We start from the raw sequence: 18,667 nt of genomic DNA, 5'->3' as shown, positions 1-18,667 counted from the left end.
ATCACAAAAAACCGCTGTGTCCGAACGCATTTACCCGCTTGTGTTCCAGACGTGCGCCGTTTATACAATCGGCCAATGCAGATGCATTCTTATCCTCCCCAATCATTACAAAAAGACGGGTGGATCCTTCCCTTTAAAGTGATGTTGGCAAGCAGAGGTCATCGTGGAGCAAGAAGCCTGGCGGGTATTGATTGTCGAGGACGACCAGCGTCTGGCCGAACTGACCCGCGACTACCTCGAAGCCAATGGCCTGCGCGTCTCGATCGAGGGCAACGGCGCGCTTGCCGCGGCACGCATCGTCAAGGAAAAACCGGACCTGGTGATCCTCGACCTGATGCTGCCGGGCGAAGATGGCCTGAGCATTTGCCGCAAGGTTCGCGACAAGTTTGACGGCCCGATCCTGATGCTCACTGCGCGCACCGATGACACTGATCAAATCCTCGGCCTGGACCTCGGCGCGGATGACTACGTCTGCAAACCGGTTCGCCCACGCCTGCTGCTGGCGCGCATCCAGGCCTTGTTACGGCGCAGTGAACCCCCTGAAACCGCTCCGGAAAAACAACGGCGTCTGCAGTTCGGCCCGTTGGTGGTGGACAACGCGTTGCGCGAGGCCTGGCTGCATGACAAAGGCATCGAGTTGACCAGTGCCGAGTTCGATTTGCTCTGGCTGCTGGTGGCCAACGCCGGGCGTATTCTGTCTCGCGAAGAAATTTTCACCGCGCTGCGCGGCATCGGTTATGACGGTCAGGACCGCTCCATCGACGTGCGTATTTCACGTATCCGGCCGAAGATCGGTGATGACCCGGAGCATCCGCGGCTGATCAAAACCATCCGCAGCAAAGGTTATCTGTTCGTGCCGGAAGCTTGCACGCTGTGAACTCGATCTTTCTGCGTATTTATGGCGGCATGTGCGCGGCGCTGATTCTGGTGGCCGTGCTCGGCGTGCTGGCCTTGCATTTGCTCAATCAGGTGCGTAGCGAGCAGTACCGCGAGCGCCTGGCCCACGGCACGTTCTCGCTGATGGCCGACAACCTGCAACCGATGAACGAAACCGAGCGCCGTCGGGCGCTGCTGGTGTGGGAGCGCTTGCTCGGCATTCCGTTGGCGCTGAAGACATTTCCTCAGACCGACCTCGACCTGACCCAGCGCACCCGCGTGCTGCGCGGCCAGGCCTTGGTGGAGCAGACCGGCCCCCACGCGGCGAAGGTTTATCGCTTGGTCAGTGACAAGGAACAATTGGTGCTCACCGGGGAAGTCCAGCAGATCAGCGAACAATTGGCGCGGGCGACCATTTACCTGCTGGCCGATGAACTGGTGCGCTACCCGGTGGCCGAGCAGCCCAAACGTCTGGCGCAGTTAAAGGAAGAGAAGGGGTTCGGCTTCGATCTGCGCTTGGTGACTGTCGATCAGGCCGACATGGACGAAGACCAGAGCCGCCGAGTATCCGAAGGCGACACGGTGATGGCACTGGGCAAGGGCGGCGATTCGATCCGGGTGTTCGCCGGCATGGTCGGCACGCCGTGGGTGCTGGAAATCGGCCCGCTGTACCAGATGAATCCTTACCCGACTGAGTGGCTGGTGCTGATCGCGGCCCTTGGCCTGAGCCTGATCGGTTTGATTGTCTATCTATTGGTGCGTCAGCTGGAACGCCGTTTGCGCGGGCTGGAAGCCGCCGCCACACGGATCGCCCAGGGCAGCCTGGAAACTCGCGTACCAGCACGCGGCGCGGATTCGGTGGGGCGCCTGGCCTCTGCGTTCAACGGCATGGCCGAGCACCTGCAACAGTTATTGGCGATTCAGCGAGAACTGGTGCGCGCGGTGTCTCACGAGCTGCGCACGCCGGTGGCGCGTTTGCGTTTTGGCCTGGAGATGATCGGTTCGGCCACCACGCCTGAGGCGCTGGAGAAGTACCGCGAAGGGATGGACCACGACATCGAGGACCTCGATCGGCTGGTCGATGAGATGCTCACTTATGCGCGGCTGGAGCAAGGTTCGCCGGCGCTGAATTTTCAGCGGATCGATCTGGATGCGTTGGTCAATCAAGTGATCGAAGAACTGGCGCCGCTGCGCGCCGAGGTCACGGTGCAGCGCGGCTTGTGCTTGTCGGCCGCCGATTGCGACGACGCCTGGGTCGAGGCCGAGCCGCGTTACCTGCACCGAGCGTTGCAGAATCTGGTGACTAACGCCATGCGCCACGCTCATTCACGGGTGACCGTCAGTTATCAGGTGGGGCAGCAGCGTTGTCGGGTGGATGTCGAGGATGATGGGCCGGGCGTGCCGGAAACGGCCTGGGAGAAAATCTTCACCCCGTTCCTGCGCCTCGATGACAGCCGCACCCGCGCTTCGGGCGGGCATGGGTTGGGGTTATCGATTGTGCGGCGGATCATCCATTGGCATGACGGGCGAGCGTTGATCAGCAAAAGCAAAAGCCTGGGTGGGGCCTGTTTCAGTTTGAGCTGGCCGAGGAATCAGGAACGGCGTTGAGGTCGTGTGTCTGGATAATCGCCTTCGCGGGCAAGTCGGATCGCCGCAAGGTTATCTCGATAACGAGATGTGTGAACGGCCCCGATCCGTATCCGTAGGAGCGAGGCTTGCCCGCGAAGAGGCCCTGAAAGCGCTACAAACCCTCAAACCTTGATACTGACCAGACTCAACAACTGCCCATCCATCACGGCAAATTGCGCATCCAGCTCAGTGCCGTTACACCATTCACTGGACAGGTCGGTCAGCAACCGCAACCGCACTTCACCTCCTTCGCTCCACTCCAGCACTTCGGCGTGTTCGAAATAGAAGCGCTGTTGAACGATCGGGTAGAGCGCCTTGAACAGGCTTTCTTTCACCGAAAACGTCAGCGTCACCCACAGTGCCAATTGATCACGAGCACCGCCAGCCATGCGCTGCAACTCAGGCCCGGTGAGAATTTCCCCGGCCAGGCGTTCGGCGCGTTCCGCGTCGAGCAGGTTTTCCAGGTCCATCCCCAAACCGCGCCAGTGCGCCTTGTTCGCGACAATCGCTGCGGCCCGGCCGGTGCTGTGGGTGATCGAACCGGTGATATGCGCCGGCCACACCGGTGCGCGGTCTTCGCCGATGGCCGGGATGAAACTCAGCCCCTCCAGTTGTTGCAACGCCGCCCGAGCGCAGACCCGCCCGGCGAGAAACTCGGCCTGGCGCTTGGGCACTGAACGCTGGATGCTCGCGGGCGGCTCGATGGCGCTGCGCTGGAAATCATCGCTGGCCAGTTGCTTGGTATCAAAGTGGGTACCCAACAAGACCGTATCGGGCAGCACAAACGGCAGCGGCCAATGGGCGTCGAGTGGGGTGCAGCAGACGGGTAGGGCGGGGACGGGATTCATGACGGGCATTTTGCCGGGTTGCCTTGAGGCTGGGTAGTCCCAAGGTGATCGTTCCCACGCTCTGCGTGGGAACGCATCCAGTGACGCTCTGCGTCACACCGTCGAAGGGACGCGGAGCGTCCCGGGCTGCATTCCCACGGGGACCGTGGGAACGATCATTGTGTCAGCCGAATATCTTCTTGAAAAACGCCTGCATGTCCGCCCAAGACTTCTCATCCGCGGTCTTGCTGTAACCAATGTCCGGCCCGCCGTGGTCGCCATGGCTCAGACGATCCGCCTCGGGATTGCTGAACCCATGCTTGGCGCCTTCGAGGGTGACGAACTTGTAATCGGCCTTGGCCTTGTCCATTTCCGCTTTGAATGCCATCACGTTTTCCGCCGTGACCATGCTGTCCAGCGCACCATGCTCCACCAGGACTTTCGCCTTCACACTGCCAGGTGTCGCTGGCGTATTGGTCACCAGCGCGCCGTGGAAACTCACCACGCCCGCCAGCGGCAAACCCTGACGCGCCGCATCCAGCACCACTTTGCCGCCAAAGCAATAACCGATGGCCGCCAGTTTGTCCGGATCGGTTTGCGGCTGTTTTTTCAGCAAATCGAGCCCGGCCTGAAACCGCGCGCTGGCTGCAGCGCTGTCCTTCAATGCGGCTTGCATGAAGGCCATGGCGTCCTTGGCGTGTTCGGTGTTCTTGCCATCGCCAAACATGTCGATCGCCAGCGCGCTGTAGCCCAGACCGGCCAGATCACGGGCGCGGCGCTTGGCGTAGTCGTTGAGGCCCCACCATTCATGCACCACCACTACGCCCGGGCGCGGGCCTTTGATGGCGTCGTCGTAGGCGTAATAGCCGATCAGCTGGGTGCCGTCGGCACTCTGGTAGGGAATTTCCTGGGTCTGGATGGCAGCCTGGCTGACCCCACTCAGCGCCAGTAATACGAGGGCGAGGAACATACGCATGATCAAATCTCCTTATTAAGAGTTGTCAAAACAGCGTAGTCGATGTGATTCAGCTCAGGTTCAGAGTGCGTTCAGGGGCAGTACAGGGAGGGGGCAGTAACCTTGCCCCGGTACCCAAAAAGCACATAGTGCATGAGGAAACTCCCCAATGACTGCCTTCAAAAAACTGTTTCTGGCTTTCACCATGATGGGCGCCAGTGTGGCGGCCCATGCCGATACCACCCATTTTGCCGGCCTGACCTTTGGCCAGACCAGCGACAAGGTTAAAAAATCCAACGCCCTGAACGACAACCTCAACCACCCGAACGCCGACGGTGTGATCGACAAGGACAACACCTGGGGCGTGCGTCTGGGCCAGCAAGACAGCAAGGGCCGTTACTACGCCACTTACGACAACGTGTCGGGCTCGCACAATGGCATTAAACTGCGTCAGGAAAACCTGCTGGGCAGCTACGATTTGTTTTACCCGGTGGGTGGCAGCACCCAATTGTTCGGCGGTGCCACCGCTGGTTTGACCAAGCTGAGCCAGAACTCGCCGGGTTTCAGCCATGACAGCGACATCGGCTACGCCTTGGGCGGCCAGCTCGGGGTATTGCAGCAAGTTTCGCAAAACACCTCGGTCGAGCTGGGTTACCGTTACCTGCGCAGCAATGCCAGCACTGAGATGAGCGAGCGCGGCGCCAGCAAACAGGGTTCGCTGGATTTGACCAGCAGCGCCCAGACGTACCTGTCCGCCAACTACGTTTTCTAAGTGTTTCGTTGCCCACACATGTAGGAGCCAGCGGTGCGGCAATCCGACTTGCCGGCGAAGGCGTCCTTAAGAGCGCCTTCGCCGGGCACGCATTAATGCCAGTCAGTTAAGCGTGATACTGAACCTGTGGCGAGGGAGCAAGCTCCCTCGCCACAGGTTACTCATCGCTTGTTCTATCTCTTAACGGACTGGCATTAGTGCGGTCGCGCCTTTGGAGATTTTGATTTGCCCAGGAGAGCGTTATGAAATTGCTGGTCGTCGAAGATGAAGCGCTGTTGCGTCATCACCTGCAAACCCGTTTGACGGACAGCGGCCACGTAGTCGAGTCCGTGGCCAACGCCATCGATGCATTGCATCAAGCCGGGCAGTTCAACCATGACCTGGCGGTGATCGACCTTGGTCTGCCGGGCATGGACGGGCTCGACCTGATTCGTCAGCTGCGTTCCCAAGGCAAGACCTTTCCGATCCTGATCCTCACCGCGCGCGGCAACTGGCAGGACAAGGTCGAAGGCCTCGCCGCCGGTGCCGACGACTACGTGGTCAAACCGTTCCAGTTCGAAGAGCTGGACGCCCGACTGAATGCCTTGCTGCGCCGCTCCAGTGGTTTCACCCAATCGACCATCGTCGCCGGCCCGTTGCTGCTGGACCTCAACCGCAAACAGGCGTCCCTCGATGAGCAACCGCTGGCGCTGACCGCCTACGAATACCGGATCCTCGAGTACCTGATGCGGCATCACCAGCAAGTGGTGGCCAAGGACCGCTTGATGGAGCAGCTCTACCCGGATGACGACGAGCGCGATCCGAATGTGATCGAGGTGCTGGTCGGCCGCTTGCGCCGCAAACTCGAAGGCCCGGCCGGCTTCAAACCGATCGATACCGTGCGTGGCCTCGGCTACCTGTTTAACGAGCGCTGCACTTGATTCGTTCCCTTCGTGTTCGCTTGATGCTCGCCGCCACGATCCTGGCGGTGTTGTTCATGCTGGCGTTGCTGCCGGCGATGCAGGGCGCATTCAGCCTGGCGTTGCAGGATTCCATCGAGCAGCGCCTGGCGTCGGACGTCACCACGCTGATCTCCGCCGCCCGGGTGGATAACAACCGCTTGCAGATGCCGGCGCAGTTGCCCGATGAGCGCTTCAACCTCACCGACAGCCGTTTGCTCGGTTACATCTATGACCGCGAAGGTCATCTGGTCTGGCGTTCGAAGGCCACCCAGGAAGAGAACATCAACTACAAGCCACGTTACGACGGGCGCGGTAATGAGTTCGCGAGAATTCGCGAAGCCAATGGCGAAGAGTTCTTCGTCTATGACGTCGAGGTCAAACTGCTGGGCGGCAAAAGTGCGGCGTTCAGTATCGTCGCGCTGCAACCGGTACGCGAATACGAAATCACCCTCGAAGGCCTGCGGGAAAACCTCTATCTGGGTTTCGGCGCAGCCTTGCTGGTGTTGCTCGCCTTGCTATGGATTGGCCTGACCTGGGGTTTGCAGGCATTGCGCCGGCTGAGCCAGGAGCTGGACCAGATCGAAAGTGGCACTCGCGAAAGCCTCAGCGAACAACACCCGCGTGAATTGCTGCGCCTGACCGGCTCGCTCAATCGCTTGTTGCACAGCGAGCGTGAACAGCGCAGCCGTTATCGCGACTCCCTCGACGACCTGGCTCACAGCCTGAAAACCCCGCTGACGGTATTGCAAGGGGTCAGCGAAGACATGGCGCAAAAGCCGCAAGCACGCGATCAGGCCTGGGTGCTGCAAACCCAGATCGAGCGTATGAGCCAGCAGATCGGCTATCAACTGCAGCGCGCGAGCCTGCGCAAAAGCGGTCTGGTGCGCCATCAAGTGCGCCTGCGTCCGGTGCTGCAAAGCCTCTGCGACACGCTGGACAAGGTCTACCGCGACAAACGCGTGCGGGTCGCTATCGACCTGCCGGAGCAATGTTACGTGCCGATCGAGCAGGGCGCCTTGCTGGAAATGATGGGCAACCTGTTGGAAAACGCTTATCGCCTGTGCCTCAGCGAAGTGCGCGTCAGCGTGCGTGAAACCTTCAGCGGGATTGAACTCTGTGTCGAAGATGACGGGCCGGGCGTGCCACCGGATCAGCGTGCGCGGATTCTGCAGCGGGGCGAGCGGCTGGATCGTCAGCATCCGGGGCAGGGGATTGGGTTGGCGGTGGTCAAGGACATCATCGAAAGCTACAGCGCCAAGCTGACGCTGGGGGATTCGCCGATGGGCGGGGCGGCGTTCCGGATTCATTTTCCGGTGGTTTGATCCCTGTCACCGATCGTTCCCACGCGGAGCGTGGGAACGATCAAAGGCTCGGTGTCAAACCGCTAAACAAGCACTGTTTAAACGACACTTCCAGATACTCTCCCAGGCTACACATCCTTGCGCCGCTGCCTACGACTACGCCAGAATCCGCCGGCTTGTGCGCCTGAGGTGTGGGCTCTATCGTTTGCGGGTCGCTGACGAATCAGCGATCGGGTTTAGCGATCCGATCCCATACACAGACGCAAAAGCGCCCAAGATTTGATTGCAGTTTTTAGTGCCTGCAATTCGCGTAATGGTGGCTGTGCGTGGGAGACCTTCGAGTCTACCCGGGGTTTCTGTGACCCGGATCGCTAACCTGCGTACAGCCGCCACCTTTACTTGTTTAGCGATAGGTCGTGGTGGCTCAACCAACCACGGAGCTTCACATGTTCAAGATCACGCCCAACCCACCGGAAACCGACGACGTTTCCCCGTACGAAACCCCCGACTCCAAAAAGCTCAACGAAGCCGCCGACCGCGCCCTCGATTACTACCTCAAACCAGTCATTCCCAAAGATACTCCGCGCAAACCCAGCACCATTTACCATGTCGGCGCCGAGGTCGATAACGAAACCCTGCTGGTCAACGCCTGCGAATCCCTGGCGTCAGCGAGCATGATGCTCAGTGAGTTCGCCGGATTGATGGACGTGCCACATCGCAACATGATGTTGGGGATTCAGCAGGTGGTCATGCTTGGTGAGTTGGCAGTCAATCGGGTGCTGGATAACTTCGATCCGCGAGGCTAGCGAAGAACCTGTAACCGATCGTTCCCACGCTCTGCGTGGGAATACCTCAAGGGACGCTCCGCGTTCGGCTCTAGAGGGTGGGACGCGGAGCGTCCCGGGCTGCATTCCCACGCAGAGCGTGGGAACGATCAAGCGCTAGAATTCAATTCTCTTGGGCGCGATAGGCCCCCGGCGTCAACCCCGTCCATTTCTTGAACGCCCGGTGAAACGCCGACGGCTCGGAAAACCCCAGCTGCTCGGCAATCTGTTGCAACGACAAATCCGCGCGGCCTAGATGATAAATCGCAATGTCCCGACGCAACTGATCCTTCAATTCCTGAAAACTCGTGCCTTCTTCGCGTAAATGCCGACGCAAGGTTTGCGGGCTGATGTGCAGGTGCGCGGCCACGGCTTCCAGGTCCGGCCAGCGCGCACTGTCGCGGCTGAGCAAGCGCCGCAATTGGCTGCTCAGGCTGTCGCCTTCATCAGGGCGCGATAGCAGGTCGGCGGGAGAGCGCTCGAGAAAGTGCTTGAGGGTGCGTTCGTCCTGCAACAGCGGCATGTTCAGGTAGCGACTGTGAAACAACAGGCTGCTTTGCGCGCAAGTGAACTCAAGCGGGCAGGAAAACAGCAAATCGTATTCGGCCCCGTGTTCGGGCCTCGGGTAGCTGAACGTAGCCTGCTCCAGACGAATGCGCTGGCCGATCAGCCAACTGCCGAACCGATGCCAGATCACCAACAGGCTTTCGCTGAGGAAATGGTCCGGGTCCCACAGCGGCGAATCGTCCAGGCTCAGGCGAACCATGTCGCCTTCGCGGCTCAGCGTCAGACGCGGCGCGCCGGGGAACAGGCTGTAAAACAACAAACCGCGATTGAGCGCTTTCTCCAGCGTGCGGCTGTGGATCACCGCGTGGCACATCATCGCGAAGCTGCCGGGTTTGCTCGGGGCCTGTCCGAAGCCCAGGTATTCGTCGTCCAGAGCCAACCACAGCCCCTGGATCAATCGGGCGAACTGCTCGGGTGCGATTCGGGCGCGCGGCTCCTCAAGCAGCTCGGGGCTGATCCCCAGTTGCTGCAACAGACTCGAATAGTCGTAGCCACGCCGGCGCGCGCCACCGAGGGCGGCACGGGCGAAATGGCTGGCGATGGTGCGTTCGCGCATAGAGGGCAGGTCCGTCCACTGAGCAATGGATGGTAGCGGTGCCCGTGAAGAATGAACAAGGCGGATATCCGCCAAATTGCAGGACGAGATTTGGCTGATGGGCGGAAATCCGCCACTTTGACGTAACCGCTCAGTGACGAAGAAAAACCTGTAACCCTTGATGTCACAAGGCTGGCAGGTTTTTTTTCGAAGGTGGCACGGGGCTTGCGATACAAGCCGCAGAGGTCTGCCGTAGCGCAGCTCGACAAAACAAATCCCTCCAGTGCAGGAGGGTTCGCAATTGAGGTGTCAGGGACAACAGATGGATGTTGTTCTGAGGCACTCTTGAGGAACTTTGCAATGACGACTCGTCAGCCACTGTATAAATCCCTGTACTTCCAGGTGATCGTTGCCATCGCTATCGGCATTTTGCTCGGTCACTTCTACCCGCAGACCGGTGTAGCCCTCAAGCCGCTGGGTGACGGGTTCATCAAACTGATCAAAATGGTCATCGCACCGATCATCTTCTGTACCGTCGTCAGTGGTATCGCCGGCATGCAGAACATGAAATCGGTCGGCAAGACAGGCGGCTATGCGCTGCTGTACTTCGAAATTGTTTCCACCATTGCCTTGCTGATCGGTCTGGTCGTGGTCAACGTCGTGCAACCGGGCGCCGGCATGCACATCGACGTGACGACCCTGGACACCAGCAAAATCGCTGGCTTCATCTCGGCCGGTAAAGACCAGAGCATCATTGCCTTTATCCTCAACGTGATCCCGAACACCATCGTCGGCGCCTTCGCCAACGGCGACATCCTGCAAGTGCTGATGTTCTCGGTGATCTTCGGTTTCGCCCTGCATCGCCTGGGTGCCTACGGCAAACCGGTGCTGGACTTCATCGATCGCTTTGCTCACGTGATGTTCAACATCATCAACATGATCATGAAGCTCGCTCCAGTCGGCGCGTTCGGTGCGATGGCCTTCACCATCGGTGCCTACGGTGTCGGTTCGCTGGTGCAACTCGGTCAGCTGATGATCTGCTTCTACATCACCTGCATCCTGTTCGTGGTTCTGGTACTGGGCGCCATCTGCCGCGCGCACGGTTTCAGCGTTATCAAACTGATTCGCTACATCCGTGAAGAACTGCTGATCGTGCTGGGTACTTCCTCTTCGGAATCCGCGCTGCCACGCATGCTGATCAAGATGGAACGCCTGGGTGCGCAGAAATCGGTTGTGGGTCTGGTGATCCCGACTGGCTACTCGTTCAACCTCGACGGTACTTCGATCTACCTGACCATGGCGGCTGTGTTCATCGCTCAGGCGACTGATACCCCGATGGACCTGACTCACCAGATCACCTTGCTGCTGGTGCTGCTGTTGTCCTCCAAAGGTGCGGCGGGTGTGACCGGTAGCGGTTTCATCGTGCTGGCAGCCACCCTGTCGGCCGTGGGTACTCTGCCGGTGGCCGGCCTGGCGCTGATCCTCGGTATCGACCGCTTCATGTCCGAAGCCCGTGCGCTGACCAACCTTGTTGGTAACGCCGTGGCCACCCTCGTGGTCGCCAAGTGGGTGAAAGAGCTGGACGAGGACAAACTGCAAGTCGAGCTGGCTTCCGGCGGTCGCGGTATCTCCGACGAGCGTGAAGTAGACGATCTGGGTGTGGCTGAAGGCCCAACCCCGGCCAGCGTCAAGTAAGTACTCTGGCTGCATGAAAAACCCGCTTCGGCGGGTTTTTTCTTACCTGCGATTTGAGCGCAACGGTCACCGCCACTGACACATAAGGTGATTGCTGCAATGTCCCAGGCTGCCTAGGCTTGGGGGATCGCACTGGAGAACACTTATGCTCGGTCCACTGGCATCACTCAAGGTTCTGGATTTCTCGACACTGTTGCCGGGGCCGTTCGCCTCGTTGCTGCTGGCAGACATGGGCGCCAAGGTGCTGCGCATCGAATCGCCGACCCGCATGGACCTGTTGCGAGTATTGCCGCCGCATGATCAAGGCGTGTCGGCCAGCCACGCGTACCTCAATCGCAACAAGCGCAGCCTGGCGCTGGACCTCAAGCAGCCCGAGGCGCTGGAGGTGATCAAGCAATTGCTGCAGGACCACGACATCGTGCTGGAGCAGTTTCGTCCCGGCGTGATGGACCGGCTCGGTTTGGGGTATGAAGCCTTGAAGGCGATCAACCCGAAGCTGATCTATGTGTCGATCACCGGTTATGGCCAGACCGGCCCCTACAAGGACCGCGCCGGCCACGACATCAACTACCTGGCGCTGGCGGGGCTTTCGAGCTACACCGGTCGCGTTGACAGCGGCCCGTTGCCGTTGTGCATACAGGTGGCGGATGTCGCGGGCGGCTCGCTGCACGGGGTGATCGGCCTGCTGGCGGCGGTGATCGCGCGGCAGCAGACCGGGCAGGGGCAGCATCTGGATGTGAGCATGACCGACTGCGCCTTCAGCCTGAACGCCATGGCCGGTGCCGGGTACCTGGCCTGTGGCGTGGAGCCGGGCAGGGAAGACCAGATGCTCAACGGCGGCAGCTTCTACGACTACTACCGTTCGCGCGATGGACGCTGGTTGTCGGTGGGCAGCCTGGAGCCGGCGTTCATGCAGCAACTCTGTACGGCCCTGGGCCGGCCAGAACTGGCAGCCCAGGGGCTGTCACCCGAACCGGCCCGGCAACAGGTGCTCAAGGAGGCGTTGAAAGTTGAATTCGAAAAATACGACTTTGCCACGTTGTGTGAGCTGTTTGCCGGGGTCGATGCGTGCGTCGAGCCGGTGTTGAGCCTGGGCGAAGCCGTGCGGCATCCGCAGTTGAAGGCACGGGAAATGGTGAATGAGGTGCCGAGGGGCGATGGTTCGACTCAGGCGCAGATGGCTTGTCCGTTGAAGTTTTCGGACGGGTTGCCTGAGCCGCGGCATATCGGGGCGGGGCTGGGTGAGCATACCGATCAGGTGTTGGGGGAGTTGGGGTTTAGTGCGCAGCGCATCGAAGAGTTGCGTATGGCGAAAGTAGTGAGTTGATTGAGTTCCCACGCTCCGCGTGGGAATGCCGCCATGGACGCAGAGCGTCCACTGTGACGCAGAGCGTCACGGGATGCATTCCTTTGCTGCGCATGGGAACGATCATGCGGTTATTCGACCCGCATCTCCCCACTAAACACCAATGTGCTCCTGCACCGCCGGCACAAATACCGCCGCCCCTGCCTCACCAAACCATGGCGCTGCGCCGAGAACGGGAAATCGCTGTCGGCGCACGGGCATTTGTAGATGTAGCGGGTCACGCTGCGGCGTTTGACGTCGTAGGTGTGGCAGCGGTTGGGCGGCAGTTCGTAAACACCGCGCATGATCAGTTGCCACTCTTCACCATGGGGCTGGATGCGGTCGCCGAACAATTGATGGGCGATCAGGTGTGCGACTTCATGCGCCACGGTCTGCTTGAGGAAGTCTTCGGTGTTTTCCCGGTACAACTGCGGATTGAAGCGCAGCAGGTTCTCGTGCAGATGCGCGACACCGGCTTTTTGCCCGCGCAGCTTGAGGCTCACCACGGGGCGTTTGAAAGGTCGTTTGAAAAAGGATTCGGCTTGTTGGAAACAGTCTTCGACGCGGGTATTGAGTTGCTCGGGCATGCTTGATGGATCTCCAGAGACGTCGAGTATGCCGCAACCCTCGGGACTTGCGAATCGTTCAGGCGCCGAATGGTCGTCGCTCCTGCTCTTTCTTAGAGAGTAGAAGGCCGCCTTGCGGCGGCCTGTGTTGGCAGATCTTGTTTTTGGCGGGTGTGTGGCTAATTCGTATAGACCGGTCCTACGCCCAGTCCCCAGACAATCACCGTGAACGCCATGATCGCCACCAGCACCACCAGTCCGACGGCGAGCACCGAGCTTGAAAACAGAAATCCCTCGTCCGACGGAATGTTCATGAACGTCGGCAGGCCCACATACAGCAGGTACACCGTGTAACAGATGGCCGCGGTGCCGACGATCATGCCCAGCCACATATGCGGGTACAGCGCCGCCAGACCACCGATGAACAGTGGCGTCGCGGTGTACGTGGCGAACGCGACACAGCGCGCCATACTCGGGTTGGCGTCATAAGTGCGGGCCATCCAGTGGATGAACGCGCCCATCACCGCGACACCGCCGAGCATCGCCAGGTACGACATGATGGTCATCCACAGCGCACTTTCCATGGTCAGCATCACTGGCGCCCGACTACCAATGACCCAGCCGACCTGCGTGGTGCCGATAAACGCCGACACGGCGGGGATCGCCGCCAGTATCAGGGTATGCGTGAGGTACATGTGGCTGATGCTTTCCTCCTGGTCGCCACGGATTTCTTTCCATTCCTGGTCAGGGTGGGTGAAGAGCCCCACTACGTGATGGATCATGCCAGTCACTCCTCTTGTTGTTGCCATCGCCCCCCAGCGGAGCGCTTACGGGCCAAAGTGGCCAGGTAAGTACAGGTCTGAATACGTGTGCGACCTTATGCCGCAGTATAGAAAGGAGTTACCGGCAATAGTGCGAGGGCTTTAGAGCAAATCGCGCTGTAAACACTCTTGTTAATCGCCGCCGGGTCTGTGCCGAATGAATCCCTCGCCACAGGGGTATGCTCAAGTCATATAAAGTGCAGGCTTCGCCCCGAAAGGGTTTTTGCGTAAAATGCCGGCCTTTCGTCACACCTCACGGATTTCGCGTCATGGGCACTCTTACGGTCAACCAGAACAAACTGCAAAAGCGCCTTCGCCGCCAGGCCGGTGAGGCTGTCGCCGATTTCAACATGATTGAAGACGGCGACAAGGTCATGGTCTGCCTGTCCGGTGGCAAGGACAGCTACACCCTGCTCGACGTGCTGATGCATTTGCAGAAGGTCGCCCCGATCAAGTTCGAGATCGTGGCCGTGAACATGGACCAGAAGCAGCCAGGCTTTCCCGAGCACGTGCTGCCGGCTTACCTCAAAGAACTGGGCATCGAGTACCACATCGTCGAGAAAGACACCTATTCGGTGGTCAAGGAGCTGATCCCGGAAGGCAAGACCACCTGCTCGCTGTGCTCACGCCTGCGTCGCGGCACGCTCTACACCTTTGCCGATGAAATCGGCGCGACCAAAATGGCCCTCGGTCATCACCGCGACGACATCGTCGAGACGTTCTTCCTGAACATGTTCTTCAACGGTTCGCTCAAGGCCATGCCGCCGAAGCTGCGTGCCGACGACGGTCGCAACGTAGTGATCCGCCCGCTGGCTTACTGCAACGAAAAAGACATTCAGGCTTACTCGGACTTCAAGCAATTCCCGATCATTCCGTGCAACCTCTGCGGCTCCCAGGAAAACCTGCAACGCCAGGTGGTTAAAGAGATGCTGCAGGACTGGGAACGCAAGACCCCGGGTCGTACCGAAAGCATTTTCCGCAGCTTGCAGAACGTGATCCCGTCGCAACTGGCGGACCGTAACCTGTTTGACTTCACCAACCTGCGCATCGATGAGACCGCCGCATCGCGGTTCGTCAACGTAGTAAACCTCTGAGCAATATGTGGGAGCGGGCTTGCTCGCGAATGCGTAGTGTCAGCCGACATTCATGTTGAATGGCACACCGCTTTCGCGAGCAAGCCCACTCCCACAGGTTTTATCGCTCGCAGGCGCCGTTTTCATTTCAATCCTCAGGAGAGGGCATGCGCGACTACAAGTGGCTGAACGAATACTGCTTGAACCGCTTCGGTTCGGCGGCTGAACTGGAAGCCCATCTGCCCGTTCCCAAGACCCCGGCGCAATTGCGCAAGATCAGCGACGACCGCTACCTCTCGACCATGGCGCTGCGGGTGTTCCGCGCCGGGCTCAAGCACAGCCTGGTGGACGCCAAGTGGCCGGCGTTCGAAGAGGTGTTCTTCAAGTTCGACCCGGAAAAAGTCGTGCTGATGAGCGCCGAGCATCTGGAGCGCTTGATGCAGGACGCGCGAATCATCCGCCACCTGGGCAAGCTCAAGAGCGTGCCGCGCAATGCGCAGTTCATTCTGGACGTGGCCCATGAGAAGGGCAGTTTTGGCGCGTTGATCGCCGAATGGCCTGTGACCGACATCGTCGGGTTGTGGACCTACCTGAAAAAACACGGGCATCAGTTGGGCGGGTTATCGGCGCCGCGATTCTTGCGCATGGTCGGCAAGGACACCTTCGTGCCGAGCTACGACGTGGTGGCAGCGCTGAGTGCGCAGAAGATCGTCGACAAGGCTCCGACCAGCCTGCGGGACATGGCCACGGTGCAGAATGCGTTCAACCAGTGGCATGAAGAGAGCGGTGGGCGGCCGATGAGCCAGATTTCGATGATGCTGGCGTACACCGTGAATCACTGACGAAAATGATCGTTCCCACGCTCTGCGTGGGAATGCCGCCGGGGACGCTCCGCGTCCCTGTGACGCGGAGCGTCACTTGATGCATTCCCACGCGGAGCGTGGGAACGATCACTGTGGGGGCGGTCAGGCGACGGAGGTTTCGCCCTCGCCAGCCAACTTGCGATTCAACTGAAACCGCCACCGCACATACAACATGGCCGAGCAGAACACCGCCAGGCTCGCGCCCATCTCCAGTAACCCGAACAGCTGCCGGTTCGGGTCATACGCAGCCAATGCGCCCTTCATGAAATACAGGTTCACCACAAAACACATCCACGAATGCCCGCGGGCGCTGCCGATGATCATCCCCGGCGCCAGCAACAGCAGTGGCACCAGTTCGATCAGCAGAATCACCCACGGCCGCGCGCCATGCAGGTCGGCGAATACCAGGTAGTAGGCGCAGAGCAGCCCCACCAGGCCGAAAAAGCACAGCAGGCTGATGACGCGCATTGCTCGTACTCGCGGTTCGAGCCATTCGATGGAAGGCAGAGTCTTCGGCTTTTTGGCCATATCAGCTCACCAGCTTTTGCGCAGTCTTCGCCAACCGCAGGCCCAAAGCCCGGCACAGCGCAACTTCGTGTTCATTCAAACCGCTTTTGCCATCGGCACCGGCGTGATGGCTGGCGCCATACGGCGTGCCGCCGCCACGGGTTTCCAGCAGCGCCGATTCGCTGTAAGGCAGGCCGGTGATCAGCATGCCGTGGTGCAGCAACGGCAGCATCATCGACAGCAGGGTGGTTTCCTGGCCGCCGTGCAGGCTCGCGGTCGAGGTGAAGACCCCGGCCGGTTTGCCCACCAGGGCGCCGGTCAGCCACAGATTGCTGGTGCCATCGAGGAAGTACTTGAGTGGTGCGGCCATGTTGCCGAACCGGGTCGGGCTGCCGAGGGCCAGGCCGGCGCAGTTCTTCAAATCGTCGAGGCTGGCGTACAGCGCGCCTTCATCGGGAATGTCCGGCGACACGGCTTCGCATTCAGTGGAGATCGCCGGCACGGTGCGCAGGCGCGCTTCCATACCGGACTGCTCGACACCGCGGGCAATCTGCCGGGCCATTTCATTGGTCGAGCCGCTGCGGCTGTAATACAGCACCAGAATGTACGGCGCACTCACGGCAGCAACTCCAGCACATTCTCCGGCGGACGGCCGATGATGGCTTTGTCGCCGACTTCGAGAATCGGGCGCTCCATGAGTTTCGGGTGTGCGGCGATGGCGGCGATCAATTGCGCCTCGCTCAGGCTGCTGTCGGCCAGGTTGAGGGTTTTGTACTCGTCCTCGCCGGTGCGCAGCAATTGCCGGGCGCTGATGCCGAGCTTGTTCAGCAGGCTCTGGATTTGCGCGGCGTCGAGCGGGGTTTCCAGGTAGCGGACCACGGTCGGGGCCACGCCACGGGCTTGGAGCAGTTCGAGCGCACCGCGGGATTTCGAGCAGCGCGGGTTGTGATAAAGCGTCAGATCGGTCATGTGCGGGTCGCATCTTGCGTAAGGTGGCGGCTATTCTAACTGTGCGGCGCGTAATCCAGAACCTTGGGAGGCGATGGGTCGCAGGTGCATTCTATTTTTTGACAAGGATCGGGACATGACAAGGCGACTGGCAGCGGCATTGGCGATCATGGGGGCGTTATTACTGGGGGGCTGCGGCAATGACTATGGCACCGACCAAAATGGCCACAAAGTCGCCGCCGAGCGTCTGGACAAACAATGGCTGGTGCTCAATTACTGGGCCGAATGGTGCGGCCCGTGCCGTACCGAGATTCCTGAGTTGAACGTGCTGGCCGAGCAGCTCAAGGGCAAGAAGGTCGGAGTGTTCGGGGTCAATTTCGACAATGTGCAGGGCGAAGAGCTGAAAAGCGCCAGCGAGAAACTGGGGATCGCCTTCACCGTGCTGGCCCAGGACCCGGCCGATCTTTTCGAATTGCCACGCAGTGAAGCGCTGCCGGTGACTTACATCATCGATAACAAGGGCAAGGTGCGCGAACAGTTGATGGGGGAGCAGACGGCGGCGGGGGTGATGGCGAAGCTTGAGGCGTTGCAGGCCAAGAATTGATCATTAGAGAGGGGTAAAGAGACTGATCGTTCCCACGCTCTGCGTGGGAATGCCGCCCGGGACGCTCCGCGTCCCTGTCACGCAGAGCGTCACTAGATGCATTCCCACGCAGAGCGTGGGAACGATCGGTCGAAAAGAGACTGATCAACCCTCTTCAAGCCACCAACGCAGTGGTTTGCCTTGCGCCGGCCAGAAGCGCATTTGGTCGATCGGTGAAACGTCCCAGCGCTGCACGTTTTCCAGCGCCTGCAGGAAGCGTTTTTCCTGCTCCATCAACGCTGGTGCACACATTTTGCGGGTGCTGCCGATCTTGCCGAAGCTCAGCTTGTCGCCTTCCAGGGTATACGGCGCGAACCAGTGGTTGCAGCCGCCATTGCCATAGGCCCGACCGTCTTTATCGAGGGTGATGGTCAGATGGCTGTAGTCCATCAGTGGGCGTTCGCCGATCCATTCCAGAATGTAGCTACGGTTGTGTTGCAATTGCACCGGTTCGGCGGCGCAGCCCAACAGGCTGGCGCCAGCCATGGCGGTCAGAGCAAGGCGTTTCATCACGCAGGCTCCTGGCACTGCTTGCACAGGTGCTTGTCGGCAACGGTGGCCCAGCCCAGCTCGGCAATCCGTGCAGTGGCGGCCGGTTTTTCCGCCTTGTTGCCCAGCTTGGCGTCGACCGCGAACTCAAAGCTCAGCTCTTTGGCGCAGCTGTCGCAGTTGACTTGCCAGGTGTGGATCGCCAGTTCGCCGAACACCGGACCACTGGCCACCGCGACCCATTGGCCCGGCGGGTTGATCAGGTGGCGAACCGTTTCGACGGTCAGGCGCATGGACAAGTCCTTGCTGCCTTTAAGGGTCACTACCAGCACGTCGTTATTACGAATCGAGCCGCCGTTGCCGGTGACTTGATAACGCCCCGGCACGAGGGCGCGGCATTCGGTGAGGGTGTGTTGCGGGTTCATCAGGCTGTAGCGAAAATCGTGTTCGACCATGGGTCCTCCAAATATGCGCGATATGCTAGCACGGG

At 60.1% G+C, this 18,667-nt stretch carries 21 protein-coding genes; 11 read left to right on the top strand and 10 right to left on the bottom strand.

The window, feature by feature from the left end; all coding sequences use genetic code 11:
- Window positions 1-163: 163 nt before the first annotated feature.
- Window positions 164-877, top strand: a complete 714-nt coding sequence (locus LOY56_RS19330; RefSeq protein ID WP_258616612.1) for a response regulator — start codon at window positions 164-166, stop codon at window positions 875-877.
- A complete protein-coding gene (locus LOY56_RS19325; RefSeq protein WP_258616610.1) occupies window positions 874-2,484 on the top strand; it encodes an ATP-binding protein in 1,611 nt (536 codons plus the stop codon). The genes LOY56_RS19330 and LOY56_RS19325 overlap by 4 nt, the downstream gene beginning before the upstream one ends.
- Window positions 2,485-2,627: 143 nt before the next feature.
- On the opposite strand, the gene LOY56_RS19320 is transcribed toward LOY56_RS19325, so the two are convergent.
- Together LOY56_RS19320 and LOY56_RS19315 are read right to left on the bottom strand one after the other, a co-directional pair.
- Window positions 2,628-3,353: a 4'-phosphopantetheinyl transferase gene (locus tag LOY56_RS19320; protein WP_258616609.1), complete on the bottom strand. Its 726-nt coding sequence runs from the start codon at window positions 3,351-3,353 to the stop codon at window positions 2,628-2,630.
- Window positions 3,354-3,516: 163 nt separating this feature from the next.
- Window positions 3,517-4,308, bottom strand: a complete 792-nt coding sequence (locus LOY56_RS19315) for a dienelactone hydrolase family protein (RefSeq protein WP_258616608.1) — start codon at window positions 4,306-4,308, stop codon at window positions 3,517-3,519.
- Window positions 4,309-4,456: 148 nt separating this feature from the next.
- Between LOY56_RS19315 and LOY56_RS19310 the strand changes: the two genes are divergently transcribed.
- From LOY56_RS19310 to LOY56_RS19295, 4 genes are all read left to right on the top strand, one after another.
- Complete coding sequence (locus LOY56_RS19310; protein WP_258616606.1) at window positions 4,457-5,059, top strand: porin family protein; 603 nt, start codon at window positions 4,457-4,459, stop codon at window positions 5,057-5,059.
- A gap of 242 nt (window positions 5,060-5,301) precedes the next feature.
- Window positions 5,302-5,979 carry a response regulator transcription factor gene (locus tag LOY56_RS19305; protein WP_258616604.1) on the top strand — a complete coding sequence of 226 codons (678 nt, stop codon included), beginning with the start codon at window positions 5,302-5,304 and terminating at the stop codon, window positions 5,977-5,979.
- Entirely contained in the window at window positions 5,976-7,322 is a 1,347-nt protein-coding gene (locus tag LOY56_RS19300; RefSeq protein ID WP_258616602.1) for an ATP-binding protein, read from the top strand. The genes LOY56_RS19305 and LOY56_RS19300 overlap by 4 nt, the downstream gene beginning before the upstream one ends.
- 425 nt (window positions 7,323-7,747) lie before the next feature.
- Window positions 7,748-8,107 (top strand): DUF6124 family protein, encoded by a 360-nt coding sequence (locus LOY56_RS19295; protein WP_258616601.1) that lies wholly within the window; start codon window positions 7,748-7,750, stop codon window positions 8,105-8,107.
- Window positions 8,108-8,249: 142 nt separating this feature from the next.
- On the opposite strand, the gene LOY56_RS19290 is transcribed toward LOY56_RS19295, so the two are convergent.
- On the bottom strand, window positions 8,250-9,248 hold the full coding sequence (locus tag LOY56_RS19290) for an AraC family transcriptional regulator (RefSeq protein WP_258616600.1): 999 nt from the start codon (window positions 9,246-9,248) through the stop codon (window positions 8,250-8,252).
- Window positions 9,249-9,587: 339 nt separating this feature from the next.
- Here LOY56_RS19290 and LOY56_RS19285 point away from each other — a divergent pair, with 339 nt between their 5' ends.
- Complete coding sequence (locus LOY56_RS19285; RefSeq protein ID WP_258616598.1) at window positions 9,588-10,922, top strand: dicarboxylate/amino acid:cation symporter; 1,335 nt, start codon at window positions 9,588-9,590, stop codon at window positions 10,920-10,922.
- Between the two features lie 145 nt (window positions 10,923-11,067).
- Window positions 11,068-12,249 carry a CaiB/BaiF CoA-transferase family protein gene (locus LOY56_RS19280; protein WP_258616597.1) on the top strand — a complete coding sequence of 394 codons (1,182 nt, stop codon included), beginning with the start codon at window positions 11,068-11,070 and terminating at the stop codon, window positions 12,247-12,249.
- Between the two features lie 110 nt (window positions 12,250-12,359).
- Here the strand turns inward: LOY56_RS19280 and LOY56_RS19275 are convergent, their stop codons facing one another.
- Both LOY56_RS19275 and LOY56_RS19270 read right to left on the bottom strand, forming a co-directional pair.
- Window positions 12,360-12,854: a SprT family zinc-dependent metalloprotease gene (locus LOY56_RS19275; RefSeq protein WP_008011643.1), complete on the bottom strand. Its 495-nt coding sequence runs from the start codon at window positions 12,852-12,854 to the stop codon at window positions 12,360-12,362.
- 158 nt (window positions 12,855-13,012) lie between these two features.
- A complete protein-coding gene (locus tag LOY56_RS19270; protein WP_258616595.1) occupies window positions 13,013-13,615 on the bottom strand; it encodes a Yip1 family protein in 603 nt (200 codons plus the stop codon).
- 308 nt (window positions 13,616-13,923) lie between these two features.
- Between LOY56_RS19270 and ttcA the strand changes: the two genes are divergently transcribed.
- Together ttcA and LOY56_RS19260 are read left to right on the top strand one after the other, a co-directional pair.
- Window positions 13,924-14,748 carry a tRNA 2-thiocytidine(32) synthetase TtcA gene (ttcA, locus tag LOY56_RS19265; protein WP_258616594.1) on the top strand — a complete coding sequence of 275 codons (825 nt, stop codon included), beginning with the start codon at window positions 13,924-13,926 and terminating at the stop codon, window positions 14,746-14,748.
- A 146-nt stretch (window positions 14,749-14,894) separates the two neighbouring features.
- The gene (locus LOY56_RS19260; protein WP_258616593.1) at window positions 14,895-15,569 is read left to right on the top strand and encodes a DNA-3-methyladenine glycosylase I; all 675 of its coding nucleotides are present in this window, start codon (window positions 14,895-14,897) and stop codon (window positions 15,567-15,569) included.
- 123 nt (window positions 15,570-15,692) lie between these two features.
- Here the strand turns inward: LOY56_RS19260 and LOY56_RS19255 are convergent, their stop codons facing one another.
- From LOY56_RS19255 to arsC, 3 genes are read right to left on the bottom strand one after another with little or no spacing between them, the layout of a single operon-like run.
- Window positions 15,693-16,118 (bottom strand): DUF2069 domain-containing protein, encoded by a 426-nt coding sequence (locus LOY56_RS19255; protein WP_258616592.1) that lies wholly within the window; start codon window positions 16,116-16,118, stop codon window positions 15,693-15,695.
- 1 nt (window position 16,119) lies between these two features.
- Window positions 16,120-16,716 carry an NAD(P)H:quinone oxidoreductase gene (wrbA, locus tag LOY56_RS19250; RefSeq protein ID WP_008011647.1) on the bottom strand — a complete coding sequence of 199 codons (597 nt, stop codon included), beginning with the start codon at window positions 16,714-16,716 and terminating at the stop codon, window positions 16,120-16,122.
- On the bottom strand, window positions 16,713-17,066 hold the full coding sequence (arsC, locus tag LOY56_RS19245) for an arsenate reductase (glutaredoxin) (protein WP_258616590.1): 354 nt from the start codon (window positions 17,064-17,066) through the stop codon (window positions 16,713-16,715). The genes wrbA and arsC overlap by 4 nt, the downstream gene beginning before the upstream one ends.
- 115 nt (window positions 17,067-17,181) lie before the next feature.
- Between arsC and LOY56_RS19240 the strand changes: the two genes are divergently transcribed.
- Window positions 17,182-17,649, top strand: coding sequence for a TlpA disulfide reductase family protein (locus LOY56_RS19240; RefSeq protein WP_258616588.1), 468 nt, complete (start codon window positions 17,182-17,184; stop codon window positions 17,647-17,649).
- A 144-nt stretch (window positions 17,650-17,793) separates the two neighbouring features.
- On the opposite strand, the gene LOY56_RS19235 is transcribed toward LOY56_RS19240, so the two are convergent.
- Together LOY56_RS19235 and LOY56_RS19230 are read right to left on the bottom strand one after the other, a co-directional pair.
- The gene (locus LOY56_RS19235; RefSeq protein ID WP_258616587.1) at window positions 17,794-18,198 is read right to left on the bottom strand and encodes an META domain-containing protein; all 405 of its coding nucleotides are present in this window, start codon (window positions 18,196-18,198) and stop codon (window positions 17,794-17,796) included.
- Window positions 18,198-18,632 carry a hypothetical protein gene (locus tag LOY56_RS19230; protein WP_258616586.1) on the bottom strand — a complete coding sequence of 145 codons (435 nt, stop codon included), beginning with the start codon at window positions 18,630-18,632 and terminating at the stop codon, window positions 18,198-18,200. The genes LOY56_RS19235 and LOY56_RS19230 overlap by 1 nt, the downstream gene beginning before the upstream one ends.
- Window positions 18,633-18,667: the final 35 nt, after the last annotated feature.

The organism is Pseudomonas sp. B21-048, assembly GCF_024748615.1.
GTDB lineage: Bacteria > Pseudomonadota > Gammaproteobacteria > Pseudomonadales > Pseudomonadaceae > Aquipseudomonas.
This window is presented reverse-complemented; position numbering and strand designations above follow the sequence as displayed.

Coding starts and splice junctions, on each gene's coding strand:
- LOY56_RS19270 (WP_258616595.1), bottom strand. CDS start 13,615: ATGATCCATCACGTAGTGGGGCTCTTCACCCACCCTGACCAGGAATGG.
- LOY56_RS19280 (WP_258616597.1), top strand. CDS start 11,068: ATGCTCGGTCCACTGGCATCACTCAAGGTTCTGGATTTCTCGACACTG.
- LOY56_RS19235 (WP_258616587.1), bottom strand. CDS start 18,198: ATGAAACGCCTTGCTCTGACCGCCATGGCTGGCGCCAGCCTGTTGGGC.
- LOY56_RS19240 (WP_258616588.1), top strand. CDS start 17,182: ATGACAAGGCGACTGGCAGCGGCATTGGCGATCATGGGGGCGTTATTA.
- LOY56_RS19230 (WP_258616586.1), bottom strand. CDS start 18,632: ATGGTCGAACACGATTTTCGCTACAGCCTGATGAACCCGCAACACACC.
- arsC (WP_258616590.1), bottom strand. CDS start 17,066: ATGACCGATCTGACGCTTTATCACAACCCGCGCTGCTCGAAATCCCGC.
- ttcA (WP_258616594.1), top strand. CDS start 13,924: ATGGGCACTCTTACGGTCAACCAGAACAAACTGCAAAAGCGCCTTCGC.
- LOY56_RS19310 (WP_258616606.1), top strand. CDS start 4,457: ATGACTGCCTTCAAAAAACTGTTTCTGGCTTTCACCATGATGGGCGCC.
- LOY56_RS19315 (WP_258616608.1), bottom strand. CDS start 4,308: ATGCGTATGTTCCTCGCCCTCGTATTACTGGCGCTGAGTGGGGTCAGC.
- LOY56_RS19255 (WP_258616592.1), bottom strand. CDS start 16,118: ATGGCCAAAAAGCCGAAGACTCTGCCTTCCATCGAATGGCTCGAACCG.
- LOY56_RS19320 (WP_258616609.1), bottom strand. CDS start 3,353: ATGAATCCCGTCCCCGCCCTACCCGTCTGCTGCACCCCACTCGACGCC.
- LOY56_RS19275 (WP_008011643.1), bottom strand. CDS start 12,854: ATGCCCGAGCAACTCAATACCCGCGTCGAAGACTGTTTCCAACAAGCC.
- LOY56_RS19285 (WP_258616598.1), top strand. CDS start 9,588: ATGACGACTCGTCAGCCACTGTATAAATCCCTGTACTTCCAGGTGATC.
- LOY56_RS19305 (WP_258616604.1), top strand. CDS start 5,302: ATGAAATTGCTGGTCGTCGAAGATGAAGCGCTGTTGCGTCATCACCTG.
- LOY56_RS19295 (WP_258616601.1), top strand. CDS start 7,748: ATGTTCAAGATCACGCCCAACCCACCGGAAACCGACGACGTTTCCCCG.
- LOY56_RS19290 (WP_258616600.1), bottom strand. CDS start 9,248: ATGCGCGAACGCACCATCGCCAGCCATTTCGCCCGTGCCGCCCTCGGT.
- LOY56_RS19260 (WP_258616593.1), top strand. CDS start 14,895: ATGCGCGACTACAAGTGGCTGAACGAATACTGCTTGAACCGCTTCGGT.